This window comes from Mycolicibacterium chengduense (genome assembly GCF_033741155.1).
In the GTDB taxonomy this organism is placed as follows: Bacteria; Actinomycetota; Actinomycetes; order Mycobacteriales; family Mycobacteriaceae; genus Mycobacterium.
In genome coordinates, this window is sequence record NZ_JAWQNH010000003.1 from 881496 (window position 1) to 904590 (window position 23095).

The 23095-nt window shown below is 64.5% G+C and carries 21 protein-coding genes, 1 tRNA gene and 1 pseudogene; 6 read left to right on the forward strand and 17 right to left on the reverse strand.

Going from position 1 to position 23095, the window contains the following annotated elements; translation table 11 throughout:
* Positions 1-8: 8 nt before the first annotated feature.
* From pknB to SBI67_RS14750, 7 genes are all read right to left on the reverse strand, one after another.
* The gene (gene pknB / locus SBI67_RS14720; RefSeq protein ID WP_318981238.1) at positions 9-1883 is read right to left on the reverse strand and encodes a Stk1 family PASTA domain-containing Ser/Thr kinase; all 1875 of its coding nucleotides are present in this window, start codon (positions 1881-1883) and stop codon (positions 9-11) included.
* A complete protein-coding gene (locus SBI67_RS14725) occupies positions 1880-3073 on the reverse strand; it encodes a protein kinase domain-containing protein (RefSeq protein WP_318981239.1) in 1194 nt (397 codons plus the stop codon). Before SBI67_RS14725 ends, pknB begins: the two co-directional genes overlap by 4 nt.
* A complete protein-coding gene (pbpA, locus tag SBI67_RS14730; protein ID WP_318981240.1) occupies positions 3070-4545 on the reverse strand; it encodes a D,D-transpeptidase PbpA in 1476 nt (491 codons plus the stop codon). The genes SBI67_RS14725 and pbpA overlap by 4 nt, the downstream gene beginning before the upstream one ends.
* Positions 4542-5951 carry a peptidoglycan glycosyltransferase RodA gene (locus tag SBI67_RS14735; protein WP_318981241.1) on the reverse strand — a complete coding sequence of 470 codons (1410 nt, stop codon included), beginning with the start codon at positions 5949-5951 and terminating at the stop codon, positions 4542-4544. Before SBI67_RS14735 ends, pbpA begins: the two co-directional genes overlap by 4 nt.
* Positions 5948-7549: a PP2C family protein-serine/threonine phosphatase gene (locus tag SBI67_RS14740; protein WP_318981242.1), complete on the reverse strand. Its 1602-nt coding sequence runs from the start codon at positions 7547-7549 to the stop codon at positions 5948-5950. The genes SBI67_RS14735 and SBI67_RS14740 overlap by 4 nt, the downstream gene beginning before the upstream one ends.
* On the reverse strand, positions 7546-8013 hold the full coding sequence (locus tag SBI67_RS14745) for an FHA domain-containing protein FhaB/FipA (protein ID WP_318981243.1): 468 nt from the start codon (positions 8011-8013) through the stop codon (positions 7546-7548). The genes SBI67_RS14740 and SBI67_RS14745 overlap by 4 nt, the downstream gene beginning before the upstream one ends.
* Positions 8014-8107: 94 nt before the next feature.
* Positions 8108-9523 (reverse strand): FhaA domain-containing protein, encoded by a 1416-nt coding sequence (locus SBI67_RS14750; RefSeq protein WP_318981244.1) that lies wholly within the window; start codon positions 9521-9523, stop codon positions 8108-8110.
* A gap of 216 nt (positions 9524-9739) precedes the next feature.
* Here SBI67_RS14750 and SBI67_RS14755 point away from each other — a divergent pair.
* Positions 9740-9825, forward strand: a tRNA-Leu gene (locus tag SBI67_RS14755).
* A 163-nt stretch (positions 9826-9988) separates the two neighbouring features.
* Positions 9989-10960 carry an abortive infection family protein gene (locus SBI67_RS14760; RefSeq protein WP_318981347.1) on the forward strand — a complete coding sequence of 324 codons (972 nt, stop codon included), beginning with the start codon at positions 9989-9991 and terminating at the stop codon, positions 10958-10960.
* A gap of 327 nt (positions 10961-11287) precedes the next feature.
* Here SBI67_RS14760 and SBI67_RS14765 read toward each other — a convergent pair whose 3' ends face one another.
* On the reverse strand, positions 11288-11944 hold the full coding sequence (locus SBI67_RS14765; protein WP_318981245.1) for a DUF6338 family protein: 657 nt from the start codon (positions 11942-11944) through the stop codon (positions 11288-11290).
* Positions 11945-12124: 180 nt separating this feature from the next.
* Here SBI67_RS14765 and SBI67_RS14770 point away from each other — a divergent pair, with 180 nt between their 5' ends.
* Genes SBI67_RS14770 through SBI67_RS14780 form a run of 3 tightly spaced genes read left to right on the forward strand, consistent with a single transcriptional unit; the run spans position 12125 to position 13991 of the window.
* The gene (locus tag SBI67_RS14770) at positions 12125-12634 is read left to right on the forward strand and encodes a TIR domain-containing protein (RefSeq protein WP_318981246.1); all 510 of its coding nucleotides are present in this window, start codon (positions 12125-12127) and stop codon (positions 12632-12634) included.
* 8 nt (positions 12635-12642) lie between these two features.
* Positions 12643-13488, forward strand: coding sequence for a macro domain-containing protein (locus tag SBI67_RS14775; RefSeq protein ID WP_318981247.1), 846 nt, complete (start codon positions 12643-12645; stop codon positions 13486-13488).
* Positions 13485-13991, forward strand: coding sequence for an HIT family protein (locus tag SBI67_RS14780; protein ID WP_318981248.1), 507 nt, complete (start codon positions 13485-13487; stop codon positions 13989-13991). The genes SBI67_RS14775 and SBI67_RS14780 overlap by 4 nt, the downstream gene beginning before the upstream one ends.
* Positions 13992-14054: 63 nt before the next feature.
* Here the strand turns inward: SBI67_RS14780 and SBI67_RS14785 are convergent, their stop codons facing one another.
* The 6 genes from SBI67_RS14785 to SBI67_RS14810 all read right to left on the reverse strand — a co-directional run bounded on the left by SBI67_RS14785 (position 14055) and on the right by SBI67_RS14810 (position 19996).
* A complete protein-coding gene (locus SBI67_RS14785; protein WP_318981249.1) occupies positions 14055-14933 on the reverse strand; it encodes a DUF5677 domain-containing protein in 879 nt (292 codons plus the stop codon).
* A 50-nt stretch (positions 14934-14983) separates the two neighbouring features.
* On the reverse strand, positions 14984-15532 hold the full coding sequence (locus SBI67_RS14790; protein ID WP_318981250.1) for a recombinase family protein: 549 nt from the start codon (positions 15530-15532) through the stop codon (positions 14984-14986).
* A 149-nt stretch (positions 15533-15681) separates the two neighbouring features.
* Positions 15682-16113, reverse strand: coding sequence for a hypothetical protein (locus tag SBI67_RS14795; protein ID WP_318981251.1), 432 nt, complete (start codon positions 16111-16113; stop codon positions 15682-15684).
* Between the two features lie 19 nt (positions 16114-16132).
* Positions 16133-17800: a hypothetical protein gene (locus SBI67_RS14800; protein WP_318981252.1), complete on the reverse strand. Its 1668-nt coding sequence runs from the start codon at positions 17798-17800 to the stop codon at positions 16133-16135.
* Between the two features lie 1088 nt (positions 17801-18888).
* Positions 18889-19062, reverse strand: a complete 174-nt coding sequence (locus tag SBI67_RS14805; protein WP_318981253.1) for a hypothetical protein — start codon at positions 19060-19062, stop codon at positions 18889-18891.
* A gap of 652 nt (positions 19063-19714) precedes the next feature.
* A complete protein-coding gene (locus SBI67_RS14810; RefSeq protein ID WP_318981254.1) occupies positions 19715-19996 on the reverse strand; it encodes a hypothetical protein in 282 nt (93 codons plus the stop codon).
* A gap of 390 nt (positions 19997-20386) precedes the next feature.
* Between SBI67_RS14810 and SBI67_RS29130 the strand changes: the two are divergent.
* A pseudogene (locus SBI67_RS29130) lies at positions 20387-20596 on the forward strand (class I SAM-dependent methyltransferase); the annotation flags it as partial.
* Between the two features lie 186 nt (positions 20597-20782).
* Here the strand turns inward: SBI67_RS29130 and SBI67_RS14815 are convergent.
* From SBI67_RS14815 to SBI67_RS14825, 3 genes are all read right to left on the reverse strand, one after another.
* On the reverse strand, positions 20783-21760 hold the full coding sequence (locus tag SBI67_RS14815; protein WP_318981255.1) for a leucine-rich repeat domain-containing protein: 978 nt from the start codon (positions 21758-21760) through the stop codon (positions 20783-20785).
* Between the two features lie 64 nt (positions 21761-21824).
* On the reverse strand, positions 21825-22223 hold the full coding sequence (locus SBI67_RS14820; protein ID WP_318981256.1) for a DUF4262 domain-containing protein: 399 nt from the start codon (positions 22221-22223) through the stop codon (positions 21825-21827).
* A gap of 131 nt (positions 22224-22354) precedes the next feature.
* Positions 22355-22885 (reverse strand): DUF4265 domain-containing protein, encoded by a 531-nt coding sequence (locus SBI67_RS14825; RefSeq protein WP_318981257.1) that lies wholly within the window; start codon positions 22883-22885, stop codon positions 22355-22357.
* Positions 22886-23095 lie beyond the last annotated feature (210 nt).

Here is a 23095-nt window from a genome sequence, read left to right on the forward strand (position 1 = left end):
GCCGGTCGCTACGACGCAAAGCTCAGCGTGATCGAGTCGCCGTAACCCACACCGCTACCCGGTGAGGGACTCTGCGTCACCACCGCATTGGACCGCAGCCCGCTGTTGTCCACGTTGGCACCCTTGATCAGTACACCGGTCCAGCCCAGTGCCCGCAGATTCGGCTCGGCGTCCACCCAGAACTGGCCCACCAGGTTGGGCATCACGAACTGATTGCCCAGCGACACCTTCAGCGTGATCGGGGCGTCCAGCGGCACCACCGTGCCGGCGACCGGGTCGGTGGCCACCACCTCCCCCGCCGGGCGCGGGCTGGCGATCGGGGCCGTGAGTACGGCGGTGAAGCCCAGGATCTGCAGGTTGTTGCGCGCCCCCTGTTCGGGCTGGCCGGTGACGTCCGGGACCGCCTTGGTCTGCGGTCCGGTGCCCACCACGACGGTGATCTCGTTGGTGATGGCCGATGTCGAGTTGGCCGGCGGCACGGTGCTGACCACCCGGTCCTTGAGCTCGGGCGCCGAGGACGACGGCGCCTGCTTGAACTTGCCGAACCCGGCCGAGGTGAGCTTGCGGACCGCGTCGGCGTAGCTCAGGCCGGACACGTCGGGCACCTCGCGCTGCTCGGGCCCGGTGGACACGTTGACGGTGATCTCGTCCCCGGCGCTCACCGAGGCGCTGGCGCTCGGGTCGGTGCCGATGACGTGGTCGGGTGGCACCTTCGAGTCCGGGTTGCGCGCGATATTGGTCTTGAAGCCACGGTTCTGCAGCGCGGCAATGGCATCGGCCGAGGCTTGCCCGGACACGTCGGGCACCTGCACATCGCGCGGCTTGCCACCGATCGCGTTGATTGCGATGGTCACCACTACGGTCAGCACCGCCAGCACCGCGACCGCGATCAGCCAGCGGCCGACCGACCCGCTGTTGCCAGGTGGGGCGTAACCGCCGGCGGCCGGGATGTGTTCGGTCGGCAGGGCCCGCGCGTGCGGCTGGGGTGCGGTCAGGATGTGGGTGCGCTCGGCGTCGGTCAGCACCTTGGGTGCCTCGGGCGCCTCGCCGCTGTGCACCCGGATCAGGTCGGTGCGCATCTCGGCCGCACTCTGATACCGGTTCTCCGGGTTCTTGGTCAGTGCCTTGAGCACCACCGCGTCCAGCTCCGGTGAGATTCCCGCGTGCCGCTTGGACGGCGGGTCGGCGTCCTCGCGGACATGCTGATATGCCACCGCCACCGGCGAATCACCGACGAAAGGTGGCTCACCGGTGAGGATTTCGTAGAGAACGCAGCCCAGCGAGTACACGTCGGAGCGGGCGTCCACCGGCTCACCGCGGGCCTGCTCGGGCGACAGATACTGCGCGGTGCCGATCACCGCGGCCGTCTGGGTGACGCTGTTGCCGACATCGGCCAGCGCGCGGGCGATGCCGAAGTCCATCACCTTCACCGCGCCGCTGTTGCTGATCATGATGTTCGCGGGTTTGACGTCGCGGTGGATGATGCCGTGCTGGTGGCTGAAGTTCAGGGCCTGGCAGGCGTCGGCGATGATCTCGATGGCGCGCTTGGGCTCCATCGGACCGTCGGTGTGCACGATGTCGCGCAGTGTGACGCCGTCGACGTACTCCATGACGATGTAGGGCAACGGCCCGTTGGGCGTCTCGGCCTCACCGGTGTCGTAGACGGCCACGATCGCCGGGTGGTTCAGCGCGGCCGCGTTCTGGGCTTCCCGACGGAACCGCAGATAGAAGCTGGGGTCGCGCGCCAGGTCCGCGCGCAGCACCTTGACCGCGACATCACGGTGCAGGCGCACATCCCGCGCGATGTGAACCTCCGACATGCCGCCGAAGCCGAGGATCTCACCCAGCTCGTAGCGGTCGGAGAGGTGCTGGGGGGTGGTCACGGGGACCCACTGGGCGGCGAGGACGGCGGCACGGGAATGACGGTGGTGCTGGTCGACGTCTGCTGCTGCACCGGGCGGTCCTTTTTGTCCTGCGCATTCAGCACGATCAAGACGGCGATGATGATCGCCAGCGCGCCGAGCACGCCGGCGGCCCAGAGCAGGGCCCGCTGACCGGGTGAGAAGGTGCGCCGCGGCGGCGGCGTGCGATGGCTGCCGGTGGCCGGGCGGGGCCGCGCGGCGGTGGCCGGTGGCCGGTACTCGGCGGCCGCGGCGGCCCGGACCTGCGTGGTCGACGGGATGGCCGCCGGGGTGGCGCGGCCGATGGTGGGCGCGTGGTTGGGCCGGGGCGGGCGCCGGCCGGCGCGCACCGCCGCGACGGCGTCGGCGAACGGGCCGCCGGAGCGGTACCGGTGGTTGGGCTCCTTGGCCAGCGTGATCTCGATGAGCTCGCGCACGTTGGGCGGCAGGTCGGCCGGCAGCGGGGCGGGCTGCTCCTTGATGTGCTTCATCGCGACGGTAAGGGCGCCGTCCCCGGTGAACGGCCGCTTGCCCGAAAGTGATTCGTAGCCAACGACTCCCAGCGAGTACACGTCGCTTGCGGCGGTGGCGTCGCGGCCCAGCGCCTGCTCCGGTGCGATGTATTGCGCCGTGCCCATCACCATGCCGGTCTGGGTGACCGGCGCGGCGTCGACCGCCTTGGCGATTCCGAAGTCGGTCAGCTTCACCTGCCCGGTCGGGGTGATCAGGATGTTGCCGGGTTTCACGTCGCGGTGCACCAGCCCGGCGGTGTGCGCGACCTGCAGGGCGCGACCGGTCTGCTCGAGCATGTCCAGTGCGTGGCGCAGCGACAAGCGGCCGGTGCGTTTGATGACGGAGTTCAGCGGCTCGCCGTTGACGAGTTCCATCACCAGATAGGCGGTGCGGCCTTCACCGGCCTCCAGCTCGGTCTCGCCGTAGTCGTAGACGCTGGCGATGCCGGGATGGTTGAGCATGGCCACGGTGCGGGCCTCGCCGCGGAACCGGTCGACGAACTCGGCGTCGGTGGAGAACTCGGCCTTGAGCACCTTGATGGCCACCTGGCGGCCGAGCCGGGTGTCCAAACCCTCCCACACCTGGCCCATGCCGCCGGTCGCGATCAGACGCTGCAGCCGGTAGCGTCCGGACAGCGTCACACCCACCCGGGCCGTCATGATGCCTCCCGCAGAGCAGCGGCGATGGTCGCTCGCCCGATCGGGGCGGCCACCGCGCCGCCGGTGGCGGACAATCGGTCCCCACCATTCTCCACGAGTACGGCGACGGCCACCTTGGGGGCCTGTGCCGGGGCGAACGCGATGTACCAGGCGTGGGGTGGGGTGTTGCGGGGATCCGTCCCATGTTCGGCGGTGCCCGTCTTCGATGCGATCTGCACGCCGGCGATGGCTCCCTTCTGCTGTGTCACCTGCTCGGCGCCGACCATCAGATCAGTCAGTGTAGCCGCGACCTGCGGCGACACTGCCCGCCGCAGCTCCTGCGGGGCGGTGGTGGCGATATTCGAGAGGTCAGGGCCCTTGAGGCCATCGACGAGGTAGGGCGTCATGGTGACGCCGTCATTGGCGATGGTGGCCGCCACCATCGCGTTCTGCAAGGGTGTCATCGCGACGTCCTTCTGTCCGATGCTCGACATGCCCAGCGCGGCGGCGTCGTCGATCGGACCGACGGTGGAATCGGCGACCTGCAGCGGGATCTGGACCGGCGCATCGTCCAGGCCGAACGCGCGGGCGGCCCCGCGCAGCCGGTCGGCGCCGGTGTCGATGCCGAGCTGGACGAAGGCGGTGTTGCAGGACCGCGCGAACGCCTCACGCAGCGTCGCGGTGGGGCCGTTGCCGCAGGTGGACCCGCCGTAGTTCTCCAGGGTTGCGGTGCTGTTCGGCAGCGGGATGCGGGCGGCCGCCGTCAGCGGGGTGTCCGGGGTGGTGCCGGCCTGCAGCGCGGCCGCGGTGGTGATCACCTTGAACGTCGACCCCGGCGGGTAGGTCTCCGAGATGGCGCGGTTCACCAGCGGGTTGTCCGGGTTGTCGCGCAGCCGCTGCCAGGCCGCGGACTGCACGCTGCCGTCATGGCTGGCCAGCTCGTTGGGGTCGTACGACGGGGCGGACACCATGGCAAGGATCTTGCCGCTGGACGGTTCCAGCGCCACCACCGCGCCCTTGCAGGCACCGTCGCAGCCGCGCTGCATGGCGTCCCAGGCGGCCTGCTGCACCTGCGGGTTGATGGTGGTCGAGACATTGCCGCCGCGGGGATCGCGGCCGGTGAAGAAGTCGGCCAGCCGCCGCCCGAACAACCGTTCGTCGGAACCGTTGAGGATGGCGTCCTCGGCCCGTTCCAGACCGGTGCTCGAGTACTGCAGCGAGTAGAAGCCGGTGACCGGGGCGTAGGTCTGCGGGTTCGGGTAGACCCGCAGGAAGCGGAAGCGGCCGTTGGTGGAGACCGAGTAGGCCAGCAGCTGGCCGCCTGCCGAGATCTGGCCGCGCTGGCGTGAGTATTCATCGAGCAGCACCCGCTGGTTGCGGGGGTCGGCGCGGTAGGCGTCGGCGGCGAAGACCTGGGTGAAGGTGGCGTTGGCGAGAAGCAGCACGATCAGCACCATGATCGTGACGGACAGGCGGCGTAGCGCGGTGTTCATGCTTTCGAGATCACCTCGGTGCTGGCCGATGCGATCGGGCTCGGGTTGGGGCCGCGGCCGGTGGTGATGGGCCGGCGTGCGGCGTGCGAGATGCGCACCAGGATGGCCAGCAGGATGTAGTTGGCCACCAACGACGAACCGCCGTAGGACATCCACGGTGTGGTCAACCCGGTCAGCGGGATCAGCTTGGTCACCCCGCCCACGACGATGAACAGCTGGATGCCCAGCGTGGAGGCCAGCCCGGCGGCCAGCAGCTTGCCGAAGCTGTCGCGCACGGCGATCGCGGTGCGCAACCCGCGGATCACGACGATCGTGTAGAGCATCAGCACGCCGGCCAGCCCGACCAGGCCGAGTTCTTCACCGACGGCGGCGATGATGAAATCCGTTGAGGCGGCGGGCACGGTGCCCGGCTGGCCGTTGCCGAGCCCGGTGCCGAAGATGCCGCCGGTGGCGAAGCTGAACAGCGACTGCACCATCTGGAAGCCGGCGCCGTCCGGATCGGCGAACGGGTCGATCCAGTTCTGCACGCGGACCCGGACGTGCCCGAAGAGGTGGTATGCCACAACGCTTCCCACCGCGAACAAGCCGAGACCGATGAGTACCCAGGACAGCCGGCCGGTGGCCACGTAGACCAGCACCAGAAACGACGCGTACAGCAGCAGCGAGGTGCCCAGGTCCTTCTCGAACACCATCACCCCGACCGAGGCGATCCAGGCCACCAGCAGGGGGGCCAGATCGCGCGGGCGCGGCAGATCCATTCCCAGGACGTGCTTTCCGGCGCTGATGAACAGTTCGCGTTTGTCCACCAGGACGGCGGAGAAGAAGATCAGCAGCAGGATCTTGGAGAACTCCGCGGGCTGGATGGAGAAGCCCGGGAACTGGATCCAGATCTTGGCGCCGTTCTGTTCGGAGAACCGCGCGGGTAGCAACGCCGGAATGACAAGCAGCGCAAGGCCGGTGAGTCCGCAGAGGTAGCCGTAACGGGCCAGCACCCGGTGGTCGGGCACGGCGATCACGATCACCGAGAACGCGATGACGCCGACCAGCGTCCACAACATCTGCTGGTTGGCGGTCGGGCTGTCCTGGTTCATCGGTGCCGCGGCCAGGTCGAGGCGGTGAATCATCACCAGCCCCAACCCATTCAGCAGGGCGACCACCGGCAGCAGCAGCGGGTCGGCGTATGGCGCGAACCGGCGGATGGCCAGGTGTGCCCCGGCGAACAGCGCCAGGTAGGCCACCGTGTACTGCAGCAGATCCCAGCTCAGGCCCTGCTCTTGGTTGGCCTCGACGATCAGCAGGGCCACGGTGGTGATGGCGGCGGCGAAGCCCAGCAATCCCAGTTCGGCGTTGCGCCGGTTGGGCAGCGGCGGTGTGACGGCGACGGGCGACTGGGGGGCGGTGGTCATGACGCCGTCCGGCAGGTGGTGCCCGGCTCCGGCGGTGAGGGAGGCAGGGCCGTGACGGTCGGTGCCTGGGTGGTGGGCGGGAGAGACACAGTGGTGGGCGGAAGAGACCCAGTGGGACTGGGCGGGGGTGACGCAGGGCCGGGCGTGGGAGACCCAGCGGGAGTCGGCGGGGCAGCCGCGCTGGTGGTCGGAGTCGGCGCCGGGGTGGACGTCGGCGCGGGCGCCGGTGAGGTGCCCGTCGTGCTGGGCGCTGCTGCCCCCGACGTGGTGGGCGCCGGGGTTGCCGGTGCCGGGGCGGGTTTCGGGGTCGGCTTCGGTGCGGGGGCCGGCGGGGCGCAGATCGGCAGCAGCGAGCTGCGGACCAATTCGTTGATCTGGTTGATCGCGTCGTCCAGGGTGCCGGCGGGCAGGCCCGCCGTCACCTGGGCGCGTTCGGATTCCCGGATGTCGTCGACGCCGAACAGTTCACAGTTCAGGTTGTCTTTGGACTGGCCAAAGCTGATCAGCGACAACTCGTTTCGGGGGTTGAGGCAGCCCACCAGAAACGGTTCCTGCAGGGCCATCCCCAGAAAGGAGCCCTGCACGCCGCGCATGATCGAAACGGTGCCGTCCCGCTCACCGACGTAGTAGTTGTTGCGGATGATCTCCCGTGCGACCGCCAAGCCGGCCAGCACGACCAACAACACCACGACTCCCGCTATCACCAGACGCCGCTTGGAGCGGTGTGCTTTTGGGAGTTCCTCCTGTTGCGTCACAACCCTTTTCGGGGCGATGCGGCGGGGATTGAACGCCGATGCCCGCCCCGCCGCGGTATTAGGGGGGAGGGTGTCGTCGTCCTCCCCGGACACCGCCCCGGCCAGGATCGGCTGGGTCTGGCCGTAGTCGTAGTCGACGACGTCGGCCACCACCACGGTGACGTTGTCTGGACCCCCGCCGCGCAAAGCCAGCTCGATGAGCCGGTCTGCGCTGTCCACCACATCGGGTATCTGCAGGGCCTCGTGGATGGTGTCGTGGCTGACCGGGTCGGACAGTCCGTCCGAACACAGCAGATACCGGTCACCGACGCGGGCCTCCCGCACGATCAGGGTGGGCTCCACCTCGTGGCCGGTGAGGGCGCGCATGATGAGTGATCGCTGCGGATGGCTGTGGGCCTCCTCGGCGGTGATGCGGCCCTCGTCCACCAGGGTCTGGACGAAGGTGTCGTCCTTGGTGATCTGGGTCAGCTCGCCGTCGCGCAGTAGGTAGCCGCGGGAGTCGCCGATGTGCACCAGGCCCAGCCGGCTGCCCGCGAACAGGATCGCCGTGAGCGTGGTGCCCATGCCCTCCAGTTCCGGGTCGGCCTCCACGTGCGCGGCGATGGCCGAGTTGCCCTCGTGCACCGCGTCGTTGAGCTTCTTGAGCAGATCACCGCCCGGCTCGTCGTCGTCGAGGTGGGCCAGCGCCGCGATCACCAGCTGGGAGGCCACCTCGCCCGCGGCGTGACCGCCCATGCCGTCGGCCAAGGCCAACAGCCGGGCACCCGCGTACACCGAGTCCTCGTTGTTCGCGCGCACCAGCCCGCGGTCGCTGCGCGCCGCATACCGTAGAACTAGTGTCACGGCCGCAACTCGATTACCGTCTTGCCGATTCGTACCGGCGTTCCCATCGGAACCCTTACCGCCGTCGTCACCTTCGCCCTGTCAAGGTATGTACCGTTGGTCGATCCTAGGTCCTCGACGTACCATTCCGAGCCCCGTGGGGACAGCCTGGCGTGCCGTGTCGACGCATAGTCGTCGGTGAGCACCAGCGTCGAGTCATCGGCTCGCCCGATCAGCACCGGTTGGCTGCCCAGGGTGATCCGGGTGCCGGCCAGCGCTCCCTCCGTGACCACCATGTGCCTGGCGATGTGGCGCCGCTCCCGGTTGGGCAGCAGCGATCCCCGCAGCGCCAGTCCGCGGCGCACCATCACCGCCCCGGTCGGGGCGTAGATATCGGTGCGCAGGATGCGCAGCACCGACCAGATGAACAACCACAGCAGCAACAGGAAACCGACCCGTGTCAGCTGCAGTACTAGCCCCTGCATCTGACGTCCTCCCCGCCTGCTCTCACGATCATCGGCACCGTCACGATACTGGGGCGCCCATCGGCTCGAGGGCGAAGTGCCAGCTCGGCGCCGCTCAGTGGACGCGGACGATGATCTCGGAGTGGCCCAGCCGGATGACGTCGCCGTCGGCCAGCTGCCACTCCTGCACCGGGGCGTTGTTCACCGTGGTGCCGTTGGTGGAGTTCAGGTCCGACAGCAGCGCGACCTGACCGTCCCAGCGGATCTCCAGATGACGCCGGGACACCCCGGTGTCGGGCAGCCGGAACTGGGCGTCCTGCCCGCGGCCGATCACGTTGGCGCCCTCGCGCAGCTGGTAGGTGCGCCCGCTGCCGTCGTCGAGCTGCAGCGTGACTGTCGCCCCGGCGCCGGCGTAGCCGCCGTACGCAGCGGGACCGGCGGGCTCGGCACCGTAGCCCTGTCCGTAGTCCTGGCCGTAGCCCGCTCCGGCCGGTTGGCCGTAACCCTGGCCGTAGCCCTCGGGCTCGCCATAGCCGGTGTCCGGGTAGCCGGGCGCAGCGGGCGGCTCACCGTAGCGGCCGTAGTCCGGTGCCTGCGGTGCGGCGGGCGCGGCGTAGTCCTGGCGGCCGTAATCGCGGCCGTAGCCCTGGTCGGGGTAACCGCCCTGATCCGGGTAGGACGGCGGCTCGTAGGACGGCGCCTGCGGTGCGGGCGGGCGTCCGTAGCCCTCGTCCGGGCGCGGCGGGGCCGGCGGGCGGCCGTAGTCGTACTCGCCGTAGCCGGGCGGTGGGGAGGCAGGCGGCTGCGGGTACCCGGCCGGCGGCTGCTGACGGTAGCCCTGGTCGGGGTAACCGGCGGGCGGCTGGCCGTAGCCGGCCGGCGGACGCTGCTCGTAGGACGGTGGGGCCGGCGGCGGATAACCCTGGTCGGGGTAGCCGCCCTGGCGCGGCGGGTAGCCACCCTGGTCCGGGTGGGCGCCGTGCTCGGGCGGGTAGCCGCCACGATCGTCCTGCTGGCGGTAGCGCTCGTCGTACTGTTCGTCGCCGGGCCGCCCCTGTCCCTGGCCGCGGTAGCTCGGGTTGTCGGTCATCGCTGGTACTCCTGGTTGTGCGGTGGACGGGCGGTCGTGCTGGGGTGGGGCAGGCGTGCCGGTGGACGAGTCAGGGTTGACCGCTCCACGGGCACGAAACTGTCCGGTGTGCAGCGTCGATGCGGCCTCGAACCTGACGACCACATCACCATACGTTTGCCATCCCTGGTCATGAATAAAACCTTGCAGGTGTCTGGCAAATGTCGACGACGTCCGTTCCGGATCGGCGCTCACGTTCTGGTAATCAGTGTTGCTGAGCGTAATGACGTAGTCGTTGGGGGCCAAAATGCGGCCACCCCCGACCTCACGGGCATGGGCCTCGGCTTCACGACGTAACAGCGCTTCGACCTCTTGCGGAACGAGTGATCCGCCGAAGACCCGGGCGAAAGCATCGCCGACACTCGATTCGAGGCGACGTTCGATACGGTCTGCCAGACCCATCGCACCGCCCCTTCTGTTGTCGTCGTGCCGTGCCCCCGCGTGTTCGCGTGTCGCTGTGGCCACACTGCTCACACGCATGTTATCGGCCGAGTGCTGGGATGCGTGACCAACAGAACTCTGAGAATCGGGTCGCGGCAGGTCAGGGGGCGTGATCTTGATTCCGATCTGGCGGTTTGGGTCCGGTGGGGCTGTGGTGATACGGTTGCGCGGTCATTCGGGCGAGTGGCGGAATGGCAGACGCGCTGGCTTCAGGTGCCAGTGTCCTTCGGGACGTGGGGGTTCAAGTCCCCCTTCGCCCACCACGAGCGGTTCTACGAACTGCGAACACAGAGGTCACGAACCATAAATGGTTCGTGACCTCTGTGTTTTGGTGATGAGGCGGACCGCTGGTGCGACCTCAGACACCGTGGGGACTTTGTCGCGTAAGTCCCATAATCGTGGAAGCGCACCCACTCCACATCCATGATGAGTCGGTCCAGGCTTAAGGAGTTGCAGGCGTGCCGACGAAGCTCATCACCCCGGTCACGCGCCGAAGGATCTTTGACACGATCACTCTGTCGAAGGTGCCGTGGGAGGGGCGGTTGGGAAGAGCCCGAGTTCTTGGCGCGCATTTACGACTTGGACTCAATGCCGAGCACTGATTCGAGGTACAGGTCAGCAGTAGGCGACATCCGGCAGCATCGCGTGAACAACCCTGAAGACTGGCCGGACGACTGGGTGTTTACCGACAGCCGCTTCGGGTTGCAGCACGGCGATGACGAACTCGTGCTGCAATTCCTCGCTGAGATGCTGCACCCGTTGGTGAGACCCGATGAGGAGGAGGTCGGCAGACTTCTCAACTCTTTCAACGGAGCCCTCGCCAGAGACGGTTACGAGCTGTACCCAGCTGACTGGATCAGTGGCCATGCTGTCTACGGATGGCGCCGTCGCGACTCCTTTCACGGCGCAAGCCCGGACCTTCGGCTCCGCGAACGTGAACTCCTGACCGACCCGGAGGTGCTAGAAGAGCACCTTGTACGCATCCGTGACAATCTCAGCTCAGATCCGGCCGCAGCGATCTCTTCGTCGAAGAATCTGGTCGAGAGCTTGTTCAGGATCATTCTTGACCACTCTGGCGTGGCCTACGGGCAGCGGGACGACATTCCTCAGCTCTATCGGTACGTTGCCGATCTGCTTGAGCTGAAGGCAGATTCGGTTCCGCAAAGTGCTAAGGGGAGTGAGTCCTCGCAACAGATCTTGCGTACGCTCGTCACCACCATCCAGTCGTTGGCCGAGCTACGCAACGAGCTAGGAATTGGCCATGGGCAGTCGACCCGGAGCGTGGCACTTGCGAGGCACGCACGATTGGCGCTGAACGCAACGATCACTGTCGCAGAGTTTGTTCTGGATACTTGGCACGCGAGGGTAGACGCTGGGCGTCTCAAACCTCTGGACTGAGGGTCTTTTACTGGGTTAGCAAAACTCCCGATGCACGAACTGACAGATGAGGCCAGTGGTCATATGGCCACAGATCAAGGGTGCGCCATCTCATATGATGCAAGCAGTCAGCTTTGCGAAGGTGGGCTGTTGGTCTGGTTTTGCGGCGGATTCGCCGGCTGGGGACGCGAAGGGGGCGGGTTGCGAAGACCCTGCGGACGGCTCAGCTCCGAGGAACTCTTGCCGGGTGTATACCCCCCGTACCGCTCTTCGCGATTGCCGGTGCTGGGGCGTGGCTGACCAGTCTGACGCTGCGATCGCTCGGTCACTACGGCTTCTCCCTACCTACTACAGTGCTTCGAATTCAGCGTACGCCACCTCTGACCAGCTGATAAGTACGGCGACGCCTCTCGGAACGGTGTCATCGTTCGCGTCTATCTCAAGAGACCCGTCGTCTCTCATTGCGAAGGTTTCTCGTAGATAGAGATCCTGGGCGTGAGGGAAGGCCGAGGCGTAGCTGTCGGGGAGCTTGGAGCCGGCGTCCCCCGTGGCCCATTCACCGACAATGAGCGTTCCGTCCTTCAACGTCAGACGTAGCAGGCCGCCAAGTTTCGGTGTCCGAAAGAGCGCATCCCATGCGGTCGGGTGTGGCCGCGGGCCCGTGATGAATCGCGATCCGCGTCTGCGTTCGCGCGCTGCGTTCCCGGCGAGGAAACCCACGAGCAGCGGAACGATGACATAGCCCGCCACAATGAGCCAGATCCACCATGGCAACGGTTCCCCTTCCTTGAGGCGGCCGGTCACGATGTACGTGCGGTATCCCTGATACAGCAGGGGTGCAGATGCCATCGCGAACACGGCCGAGGTGGTCAGGAAGACGATCAGGCGCTCGCTGGAGTCCCCTGAGACAGCCCTGGTGTATTCACGCTCGTATTCGAAGGTGAAGAGTGCGCCGGGCAAGACTGAAGTCAGCAGGACTGCCAGAGCCTGAAAAGTTGACAGCATCTAAACAGTTTCCTCAAATCACCGACCGTCCCAAAACCGAAGGGTTCGGGCAGGAGCTCACCAGTGCGGGCCTGCCTTCCGGCGCTTTCAGGGCAAGGCGACCCCACAATGCTGCAACGGTGTCGGGGGGACACGGTATGAGTGAGGCGATAACACCGTCGTTTGCCCCGGGGGGAAACCATGAGCTATCGCAACAAGACATATGTCGCTTTCGCGAGCGAGGACATCTCGTCCTACCGTCTGATGGAAGCGTGGCGCGAGAACAAGAACATCGACTTCGACTTCTTCGATGCGCATGACCTGTACATATCTCGTGATACCAGCCAGCCTGAGACCATTAAACGCAACCTGCGTGAGCGACTGAAAAATGCGAAGCAGATCGTTCTGCTGGGAAGCGCTGATGCGAAGAAGAAGGGCTCGGACGGCACCTCGTTCCTTGCCCACGAGGTCAAGGTGATGGCGGAGTTCAACTTGCCTGTCGTGGTGGCCAATCTCGACGGGGACCGCAACGTCGACCGCAACTTCATTCCCACGCCGCTGCTGGATGCGGACTACTACACCCTGTCGGTAGCGTTCCAGGCGGCGATCATCAAGTACGCGCTCGACAACTATGCCCCTAAGTTCGCATCTAGTGATGCCACTGGGCCGCACTACTACAAAGAGCATATTTACGCCGAGCTCGGTTTGTGATGGGGTCGGTGCGTCGCGACATCCGTACACGGCGCTTCTGGAAAATTCTTCTCACCCAAGCATTTGCGCTGTTCGGTGCCCTAGCCGCCATTGCCAGCGCGGTGGCGCTCTTCATCCCCGATCTCTTCATCGGTCGCGGGTGGCTCATATGGCCCGCCCTGGTTGCCGCCGTCGTCTACGGGGTCGTGCGAGCGTGGCCGCGGCCGGTCGAAACTAGCTATCAAGCGCCCGCCACCACGATCAAGCTGATTCGCGGGGACCTATTCGAGCAACAGGATGCTCACCTGATCATCGGTGTTAGCGACACCTTCGACACCGCCGCCCCATACATCGCCCCCAAGAGCGTTCAAGGACAATTCCTGCAGCGCGTTTATGGTGGCGATGTCGGACAACTCGACGCAGATATTGACCAGGAGTTGGCCCACGTTCTGCCCGCTGGTGAGGTGGAGGGTAAGAAAGGGAAAACCACCCGGTACCCGTTGGGCACCACAATCACGTTGCGCACCAACGCAGTTAGGTACTTTCTTGTGGCGTACACGCTGATGGACAAGGGAAGCACCGCCTCCTCCACCACCGATGGGGTATGGAACAGTCTGAGTGAACTGTGGAAAGCGGTACGCGCCAATAGCAATGGCGGGCGTGTATGCGTGCCCATGATCGGGGGAGGTCAATCCAAGCTGTCTCCCGTTCTCCCTGCCGCGGACTCGGTACGGTTCATTGCACTATCGTTCATGCTTGCCTCCCGCACCTCAAAGGTCTGCGACGAGTTGATAATTGTTGCACCCCCGGTCGAGTACGACGCCCTCGATCACCTTGAGATTCAGGCGTTTCTAAACTCTCTGAGGCCCTCATGATCCGCCGTGAGTCGGCCATCGAACTACCCGGGGGTGACGACTGCGCGTTCTGCGATTATCTCTCAGGCCGTAGGCCCTACACGGTGCTATGGAGAGAAGATCAGGTCGCCGTGCTCGTCACCCGAGAACAACGTGGGATCGGTCACCTCCTCGTTCTCCCCAACCGTCACGTCCCTTCGCTTCTGCACTTATTTGACGGAGAGGCTGAGGCAATGATGGTCGCTGTACGTGATGCCGCTATTACTATCGACAGCGCGCATAAAAGGCCGGGCGTGGCTGTGTGGCAGAACAATGGTGTCGCCGCTCACCAGGCTATCCCTCACCTTCATTTCCACGTTGCTGGCACTCTTCCCGGGGGCGGTACCGATTTCGGTGACGTTCCCGAACTGTCCGTCGACGCTACCGATGTGGTCGGTCAGCGACTTGCTTCGTTCGTTCCCCATCGACCACATAGTGGCCGACGAGTGAACTCCGAACTAGCGAATCAGACTCTCCCTGAGTAATTTTCGGTGCAAGTAGTCCTTTAATGCGGTGGCTGCCAGCCGGGTCCTGTAGTACCGGCCGAGTCAATCCTGAGTGGGCTGGTGTCGCCGGTTAGTTGACATGAAGACTGCCTCGTAGTCGGGCTGGAGGTGTGGTTGGAGATCGCTGGCGCGTAGGTCAACGGGCAACCCGGCTTCTTCGCCTAAGCGGAGCACCTCCACAGCGTCCGGATGTTCCACTTTCGATATTTCGAGGACGTAGAGTGCCCAAAGGCTTGAAACAGCCATGCCGCGAATCAACTCGGGCGCATCCAGTTTCGCTCCGAACGGGTTTATGGGACCTACGACAACTTCCGGGGGAGGCGTGATGTCAAAGTGCGCGCGGACGAGTCCATACGACGGATGGACTGCCTGCGTGAGATCGCGGTAAATCCCGTAGAGCAAGCGAGTGGATGAAAATCTCTCGCAAAGGTTGAAGACCGACCAGTCCGAGACTGGCTTCTGGCCGAGAAACTCAACGAATTCCTCAGCCAGGGCAGCGGACTCAGCCAGGTCGGGTGTGTCAGCGGCAGCTCGCACGACCGCGTCAACGAACTCGCTCGATCGTCGGTGGTCTTGCAGTGCCATCTGTTGTGCAAGCAGGTCCTCGCCGTCTTTGGTCCACAGGACCCACTGCGCAGTAAGCGCGTGCTCGAACGCGATCCGAACGGATGACATGGCCACCCAGGGTGATGACGATTGGAGCGCTACCGCGGCCTCGACGTGGTTCAGCGCATGAGCGGCCAGCGGAAAGCAGACCCGAAACTTCCTGCTCAGCTCAGGATTTAACGTCGGTGTCGACGTCTGCTCCTGCCACGAGGTGCGCCACCGCTCAAGTGCTGCGTGGACCACTCTCATCCAGGTGGCCTCGGTCTTGTCCACTTGATCGGCATACCGGGATTCGAGCCTTGCAACCTTGCTCATGAGCTCGATGCGGGGGTCATCACCTGGCGTCGACCGCGGCGAGCTCTCGTTCACGTGGCGCGCTCCCGGCTCAAGTATCGGTACGCGGTCGCACGCTCGATGCGGAATGCGGTAGGAAGCTCGGCGACCGGTTCGCCGGTGGCCGCTGGCCGACACAGCTGCTCCTGGCGTGCGGCGCTGAGCCTCGGCGGCTTCGTGGCTGGCAGGTTGGGCGAGCGGCGGGCTTCACGTGATGCGGCGCGTCGCTCTCGGCCGAGTTCGAGTTCAGCCAGGGTGGCCATGATGGCTGCGACAGCACGGCCGGCGGGGGTGGCGGCGTTGATCCCCTCGCGGCGGGCGCGCAGCACAACTTCTCGCTTGTCGAGGTCGGCGATGGTGCGAGTGACTTCGGCAGTGGAGCGTCTGAGGCGGTCAATGGCGACCACCACAACGGAGTCGCTGGTCCGGGAGTATTCGAGCAGCGCAGCGAGACCGGGGCGGGCGGTGCCGACCGCTCGAGAGAGTTCGTCGGTGAAAACTCGCTCGCCGACGGTTTGTTGTTGGGCGGTGAGGTCCTGGTGGGTGGTGTTGATCCGGGCGCAGCCGAGGGTGGCTGTCATTCATCGACTGTCTCACCTGGCAGTGACAAAGCAGATGCGAGACACGCGGTGTGAGACGAGATATGAGACAACGCCACCTGGGGCGATGCAACGGGGGAGGCTTCCCCTGAGCCTGTCTCGTTTCTAGAGAAAGTCAGCACCCATGCCATCTAGCTATCGTCGATGAGGATATTGATTTCATCAGTGCCGTTGCCAGGCTGGGATTCTCGTGTGAGCACGCGTATGGGTATCGATCCTGCTCGGCTGAGTGGCACGTGGTGGTGGGAGTCCTCGGTCTCCAGGGCGCTGCCGAATGTCAATTCGGGTTGAAGAAATTTCAGCGCGGCGTCAAAGATGAGTCGCCCCAGCCCGGCGGTGTCGGTGCCTCGGTAGACGCGGATATCGACGGTGCGATCGGCGTGCTCGTCCTGGTCATCGGCGAAGGTGTAGACGTGGATGCTGGATTCATCAGCAAGGTAGTCGTCGGCATCATCATCGAATTCAGGAACGGTCCTCGAGCCCAGCGCGGCGAAACGCACTTGATGGTAGGTCGGGATCATGGTGGCCTGGGCGAGGAGTTCATTCCCGGTCATCCCTGCCATTTGTGTCGTCCTTTCCGGTTCAGTGGGGTTTGGGGTGGTGCTGGCTGCTCTTCTTCTTTTTCTTCTTCTGATCGCGGTTTTTGTGTGCCGATGATCCTTGGTCGTCGTGAGTGCGGTTCTCGCGAGCGGAGATCGTGCCCGCTTTCTGAACGGCGGTAAGGCGCTGACGGTTAGTCACCGTAGTCACCCGTTGCTGATCAAGGGCGCGCTGTTGGGCGGGGCTGGACGGCCGTAGCTGTGGCTGCCGGTTGAGGAGGTCGCGTTGGGCGCAGCTGCGGCAGCTGATCTGTCCGGAGCGATCCCTGAAGACGATCTCAGCACGGTCACCGGGCTTGAGTTGGTACTTCTGGCGCAGGTTTGACCAGATGTTGCCTTCGTAGCTGGAGGCTTTCGGATTCAAGTAGCGGACGGCCGGACGGCCGGTACCGCGATCAGCGCTCATAGCGAGGGGTTTTTCATCGCGGGCGAAGCCTGAACGTAGCGGGTAGCCTTTCATGGCTTCGGTGCGATTGGCGAGCTGCGTCGCCTCGTCGGCGATCGTGAAAGGGCTGGGCTGGTCGAGAATCCCGGCCTCGTAGTGATCGATGAAGGGCCCCTGCCCGCCCATTTTGGTCTCGTCGTACACACCGGCAGGGTGCTGGGTGACACATCCGCAATCGAGCGTGTGCCCCGGCGGGACATCGCGCGGGGTCTTGACGGGTGGAGCGTTGGGCGCTTTCGGCGCATCTACGCCGGGCACCGGTGCCTTCGCCGTGATGTCCTCAACAAGTTGCGTCGGTGGGGTCGGGGCGGCCTTGGCGACATCCACGAAGCCCGCGGCGGCGTGGGTGAGGTCATCAGCGTGCTTGGCGAGTTGTTCGGCGGCCAACTCAGCGCCTTCTTTGACGACGTTCTTGGCTGCACCCTGAGGTGTCAGGGCGCTTGCGATGCCGAACCCGGTCGCGACGTTGGCCAAGGTTTGGTTGTCGGGCATGGCCGCGGCCGCGATATCGAGCCCGGCCGAGGTCAAATTGACCGTGGCCGACGCGATCATGGCCGCACTGGCGGGCCCGCCCACACCAGTCAAAGCCAGCGCGACCCCACCGACCAACATCGCCGATTCGAGCGGGTTTTCTTTGACAAATGTGCCCACGGCCTTGGCGCCGGACACGGTCGCCGACAGTGCCGTCGACGCCGCTGAAGCCACCGTGTCGGTGACCGAACTGACCGTAGAGGTGATCGAGTCGAACAATCCGGCGGGCAGCGGCGCCCCACCCAGGCTGCCGACATGCAGGGGCGGGTCCACATAGACCGGCCAGGCGGTGTCGGGGCGTGGATCGATGACCTCGGCCAACGCATACAGCTGCGGGGCAACCTTCTTGACCACATACGACGACGGGACGAGTCTTCCTGTGGCGTCGCGGGTTTCGGCCGGAGAGAACATGCCGACGGTCTCAGCGGTCGGGGTGGCGCGGTTGATGGTCAGGTAGCCGTTGGTGTGGGCCAGCATCACCGTATCGGCCGGAGTGCGTACGAAGGTGGTGACCATCCGCACCCCAGCAGGAGTGTTGATGCGGGCCACCGTGCGGGTGCCGGTGCCGGTGTTCTCGGCCAGCATGTCGAACCCGGCACCGGTATCGGGGTAGACCGCCTGCCCACCGGAGGTGTGCTGAGCAGATCCCAAACCTCCGGGCAGCACCACCTGCACCGGCCCCGCCGGGGTGTTCGAGGTCAGGCCAGCAACCGGGTCGGCCGGCAGGCCCGCCGAACGCTGCCCAGCGGTCAGCGCCGAGTCGGTCGCGCTGACGGTGGTCGACCCACCGAATGCGGCCAACGCGGCGTTGGCGAAGTCCTGAGCGGATGACACGGGCGATGCGGCCTGGCTGGCGCCGGACCGATCACGCTGGGCCAGCCAGTGCACCCCACCCGCGGTGAGCGCCACCGTGACAATCAACGCGAAGCTGACCTGCCACCACCGACCGACACCCCACCACAGCCGATCACCCGGCAGAAAATCCCCCACGACCCCAAACTCCCTAACCTAGATCAACACGACCCGCCAGCTACGACGAGCATCTGCAAGGTGTAGTCGAAAACCAACCCTGAAACCGAACGGTGATCTAGCCCACAGCTACAAATCCCTGCCGATTGGCAGTGCGATTGTCGGCGGATGTCAACCCAGAAAGGACGGCCATAAGCAGCGGGATCACAAAGACGCATTTACCTGACTCGGCCGTCATCACCGCACGTCAAGCAACATTTCATGCGCTAGCCCGAAGAACCTCGACCCACCGACCCGGCCCCTCGATCGAGCAACCACAACGGCCCACCAAACAAGACAAGAAATGAGCCGTCCAAGTTCTCTACCAAACGAGACACTCCCTCAGGCCTCCGCCCGACTACTGCAGGTATCATTGATTGGGTACGCCGTGGAATGATCTGGACGGTGGGGCCGCATCCGGCGCAGGACTGGCGTCCTCTGGTGTCGGAAGAGCCTGGGTCCGGTCACTGCCTCGATGCCCGGCTCGGTACATGGGTCCGCCCAGTGATGCAGTAGGCGCCCACGACTGGCCGCTGGTCCGCCACGTGACGGCCTGTGTGACCGCGCAGATGAGTGGCCTGGCCGTGTCTGGGCATGAAAAAGCCTCGCGCGTCGAAATCGAGATTCGACGACTGCGAGGCGAAAGCCAGCCTGGTATGCGCGTAGGGCCCGCTGACGGGGCCGTCCGGCGCGCAGGCGGTTACGGCGGCATCGGCAGGTTTCTCCCGGCGGAAAGGACGCTCATTCCAGGGTGGCTACCGGAACCACTCGCGAAGCGCAGCCGCGACAGCGCCCACGATCCCGGCGAACCCACCGAGGATGGCCACGATGCGTTCCGACGGCTCATCGCGCCGGCAGAACACCGCTTGGTAGACCATCACCAGCACAGGCAGAATCCAGACCAGATTCCACGCGCCCAAGACCACCATATTGACCTCCTTGCGAGGTGTACCAACAGAAAGTGCCCGACCGAGGCCGGGCACAAAAAATCCGGGAAGACCCGGCTTCGACGCGCACTAAGCGCGCCGTTTCATGGGTGAACCCATGAAAAGATCAGTCCAACACTGCATTTGGATGACTGGACAACCTACGAAACTGCCTGTGTGCGCAGTTGCTCGGTGAGCCCACTAACGGGGCGGGCAAGAAGGTTTTCGCGGTAGCGACTGGATATGGGCACAGTCGTGCTACTGCGATTGTGCGGCAAGTCTACCGGCGTTGAGGCCGCAAGATGTGGAAGTAGTCGCCGCAGCTGAGCGAGACTCCTCCCATGCCTGTCCGGCCGCAGGTATGCACCCGCATACTGGTACTCGCTGACGACGGGGCAGATGTTGCAGCCACGATTCAGGCAATTATCGAAGCGGTCTTGGGCTCCGGTGATAGGAGTTTCATGTCAAAGCTGTTGAAGCAGAGCGAATTATCGATATGGAAGCCACCCTAGCCGTGAGCACTCGGTCCAGCCGGGTTCTGCGCTACTTCGCGATCTTCACGGCGCCTTCTGCATCGGAGCCACCGTTGCGCTCTGGCATCTGTCGTCCCAGGCTGACCGGCACGGCATCGCACCCACTACGAGTGTTGCGACGCTCACGACAGCAGGTAACCGCCACCGTAGCTTGAGAAGGAGTCGTTCGTTCCACCGCCCAACGCGCCACTTTTTCGATACTCGCGCAGGTAGGCAGCGTGCCAGCGCGGCCAGTCCAGATATGTTTCGGCAGCCTTGGACCGATAACGACGGTACTGGCTGCGAGCGGTGCGCAGCGATCGACGAGCAGCGCGGGCAGCGCGCTCGGCGGCGCGCTCGGCCGCCCAAAGCTGGGCCTGGGTCAGGGCGACCGGAGGGTCTCGATAGATCTGCCGATCGAACATGGCCGGATTGTGACACGCCGCTGCCATTGCGTCAATGCTGTTCAGACTGAGGAGAATCGGCAGCCTGCGCTTCTACTTCTGACTCAGGAGCGACGGGACGCGCCCGCAACTGTTTGACGCCATGTATGCCATCACCGACGACGCCGAATGCGCTTCGGCGATCACCTCCGAACGGTGCGGACAACTCGATACCTTGCACCAGAGTCGCTGCTTCAGGGTGAAGGCCCTTTGGGGCGCCTGCGCCCAGGCATTCGGACTCGTTCAGCACCAAGGATTTTGGACTGTATCGGCTTAACCGTCCGAGAGCAGTGAACCTGTTCTCTTAGCGATGAACCTCGGCATCGACCCAAGCACCCGTCCGTAGGTTGCGAGAGCTCAAGTACGCCGAGCTCGCAATTTGCAGTAGTGCCAGTAGACTTCGAAAAACAAGACTTGGCAATCGAATTAGAGCGCGCTGCATCCGTGCGCACTGAACCCGCGGTCTTCGTGTGGCTTGGCGTTATCTTCTATCCAACACCAACCCCACCGCGGGCCACCCTCGAGTACATCGTCTGCCAAGCCCCCGGTTCGAGGTCATCCTCGACTGCTTGTAGTCCGTGAGCGCCGACGCGGACCGCGCCGCCCACGACGTCGTCACTACCTAGCTCCTACCTCGGCGAATCCTTGGACAGCGCAGAAGCCCGCGCTGTGCGAGCCAGCCGCATACCTCACGTGAACCGCTGATGAGCCCGACCTCGAAAAGGCCACCAGGAAGCAGTTCCGGGAAGTAACGGGCGGTTGCTTGGGTTATTCCCAGAAGGGCGGTTTTCCTTGGGCGAGCCAGCCGGTGCAGGTTTCATGCCAGGAGTTGGTCTGTAATGCGGGCAGATCGGTGACCGAGAGCTTGCGAAGGTTGGGGGCGGTGAGGACTGGGTGCAGCTCACGCAGGTGAGCGAGGTCATGGACATGTAGCTCTGCGAGGTGTGTCAGTGCTGACATGTCGAACAGCTCGGTTACTGAGGTGAGGCCGGCGAGGTAGAGGTACTGCAGGCTGGTGGCTTTGGCTAGCGGGGTGAGGTTGGCCAGACTGCGGACTTTGTGGAAGGCGAGCCAGGTCAGGTTGGGCAGTGCACCCAGGGCGTCGATATTAGTGGTGCTGCCAAGGTTCATCGAGAACTTGGTGACTGAGGGCGGCAGGAAGGACAGATCGGACAGTTTCCCGGCGTACCCCATTTTGATGTACGTAACAGCGTTAAGGTAGTTCAGTGCCGCCAGGTCGGAGTAGCTTCCGTCCAACCACAACTGGCGCAGCGTGATCAAGTCGCTGAGGGGCGCTGCGGATAGCTTCCGATCGGGGCGAAAGACCATCAATTTCTTTAGTTTGCGCAGGGATTGGATGCCTTCGAAAGATTCCAGTAGGTGCAGGTTGCATGAAAAGTGTTGCAGGCTAGGGAAATACTGTAGAAACCTGAGATCGGCGATGGGGTTCGTAGCTGATGCAAGTTGCAGCGCATACAGTTCCTTACCCGGGTGACGTTCCAGCAATGCAGCTAGCTCACGGTATTCCTCATCAGCGAGCGGCTGGTCAAAGAGAATGCCGAGGCAGTCTTCGGGGAGCGGTGCAAGCATCTGCGTAGTTAGAGGGTGCGTGACTTCCCGGTAATCCCCGCTCATATAAAACTCTCCTCGGCGTTGTCTATCGATGTCCATCCAGCCTGATCGAGTCACACCGATGCAAGCACCTCCCAACTCTGGGATGATCCCAGCATCGTCGAGGATCGCCACCCACTGCTGGTGCTGCTGCCGATCTTGGTGGTGTTGTGCCTACTTCTGGCCTTTGCGGTGCTTCTTATTGGCTGGCGTACCAGCTCGGATGGATCGGCATCAGCCTGAGCCAGTAGTCCTGCGGCTCGATGTCGCCCAGCCCGATCATGAGATTCGGCAACCTGTCGTTGGGGCGCAACGGCAGACCGCTGGCCTGCGCCCGATCGGCGAGCACATTGAGGATGTCTACCATCGCCTTAATGCGGCCGACACCGTAGACCGCCAACTCGGGCTGGCGGTGCGAATGCCACAGTCCCGCAGTGAACACGTACGGCGGCGGATCATCTGGATTGGTCGGTCCGATCCCGATGCAGCTGTGACCGTGACGCTCCACGTGAGCAATGAGCTTGCGGTCGACATCGTCGTACGCGTCGCGGTTCCCGTAATCGACACAGCCGATGCACCTGCAACCAGCGTCAGACATACGCTCTCCCCGGCGATTGGAACCCCCGCTTCGAATCTAGCAACGTCATGGCGTCTCGCGGAGGCCGCGGCTTCAGTGAACCTGGCGGACAGCGGATTCCGGCAGGTGAAGATGCGAGACGCTCGTTGTTCCTAGGTGTCGAAAGTCATGCAGGCCGATTCGACGGTGAGTTCGCCTGCTTCGCCTCGGGGAATGAGACAGTCGTCGTAGACGTGCTCGTAGGCATCGAGGGTGGGAATGTCGACGGCGACGACCAGATTCCAACCAGTGCGCCGCACCACGCACCCCGCAGCTTGCACTTCATCGATGATGGCTGCGATACGGCGACTGATTACGTCTTCCTCGTCCTGATGGTCAATGAAAATGCGGATGGTGGAGTGTCCTCCCGACTCGACCTTGCGGTCGAAGATCATGTTGCCGTCGGAACCAGCGGTACCCAGAACGATGTCATCAACCGCGATCCCGAAGACAAGCAGAGGAGTGCTGAGGACTCGATACCCTTGGCCGTGAGATTCAGGTCGCACCCACAACGCCTCCCAATCCGCCGGGGGCCACGAATGATGTTCGTCGGTATCGACTTTGAACAGCATGGATAGGGCTCCCTGCGGAGGTGTGGCCACGCCGGCGACCTCGGTGAGGATGTCGATACGGGCATCGGGCATGTTGGACCAGCATCCTTTCTGTTCGGAACGTGCTTGTTTACTTGCTGCTGGGCTTCGGGTGGTTCGCTTTGCTCTTTCTGCCTCTCTTTCTTTCTAGCCCCCTTCTTCGATGAACTTCCATCGTGACCCCTAGGTCCAGCAGCCTTCCCGTGTCGAGCATTTGGCTAGTGGGCACGCTGCGCGGATTCCTGAACGGGACGTACCGGCACG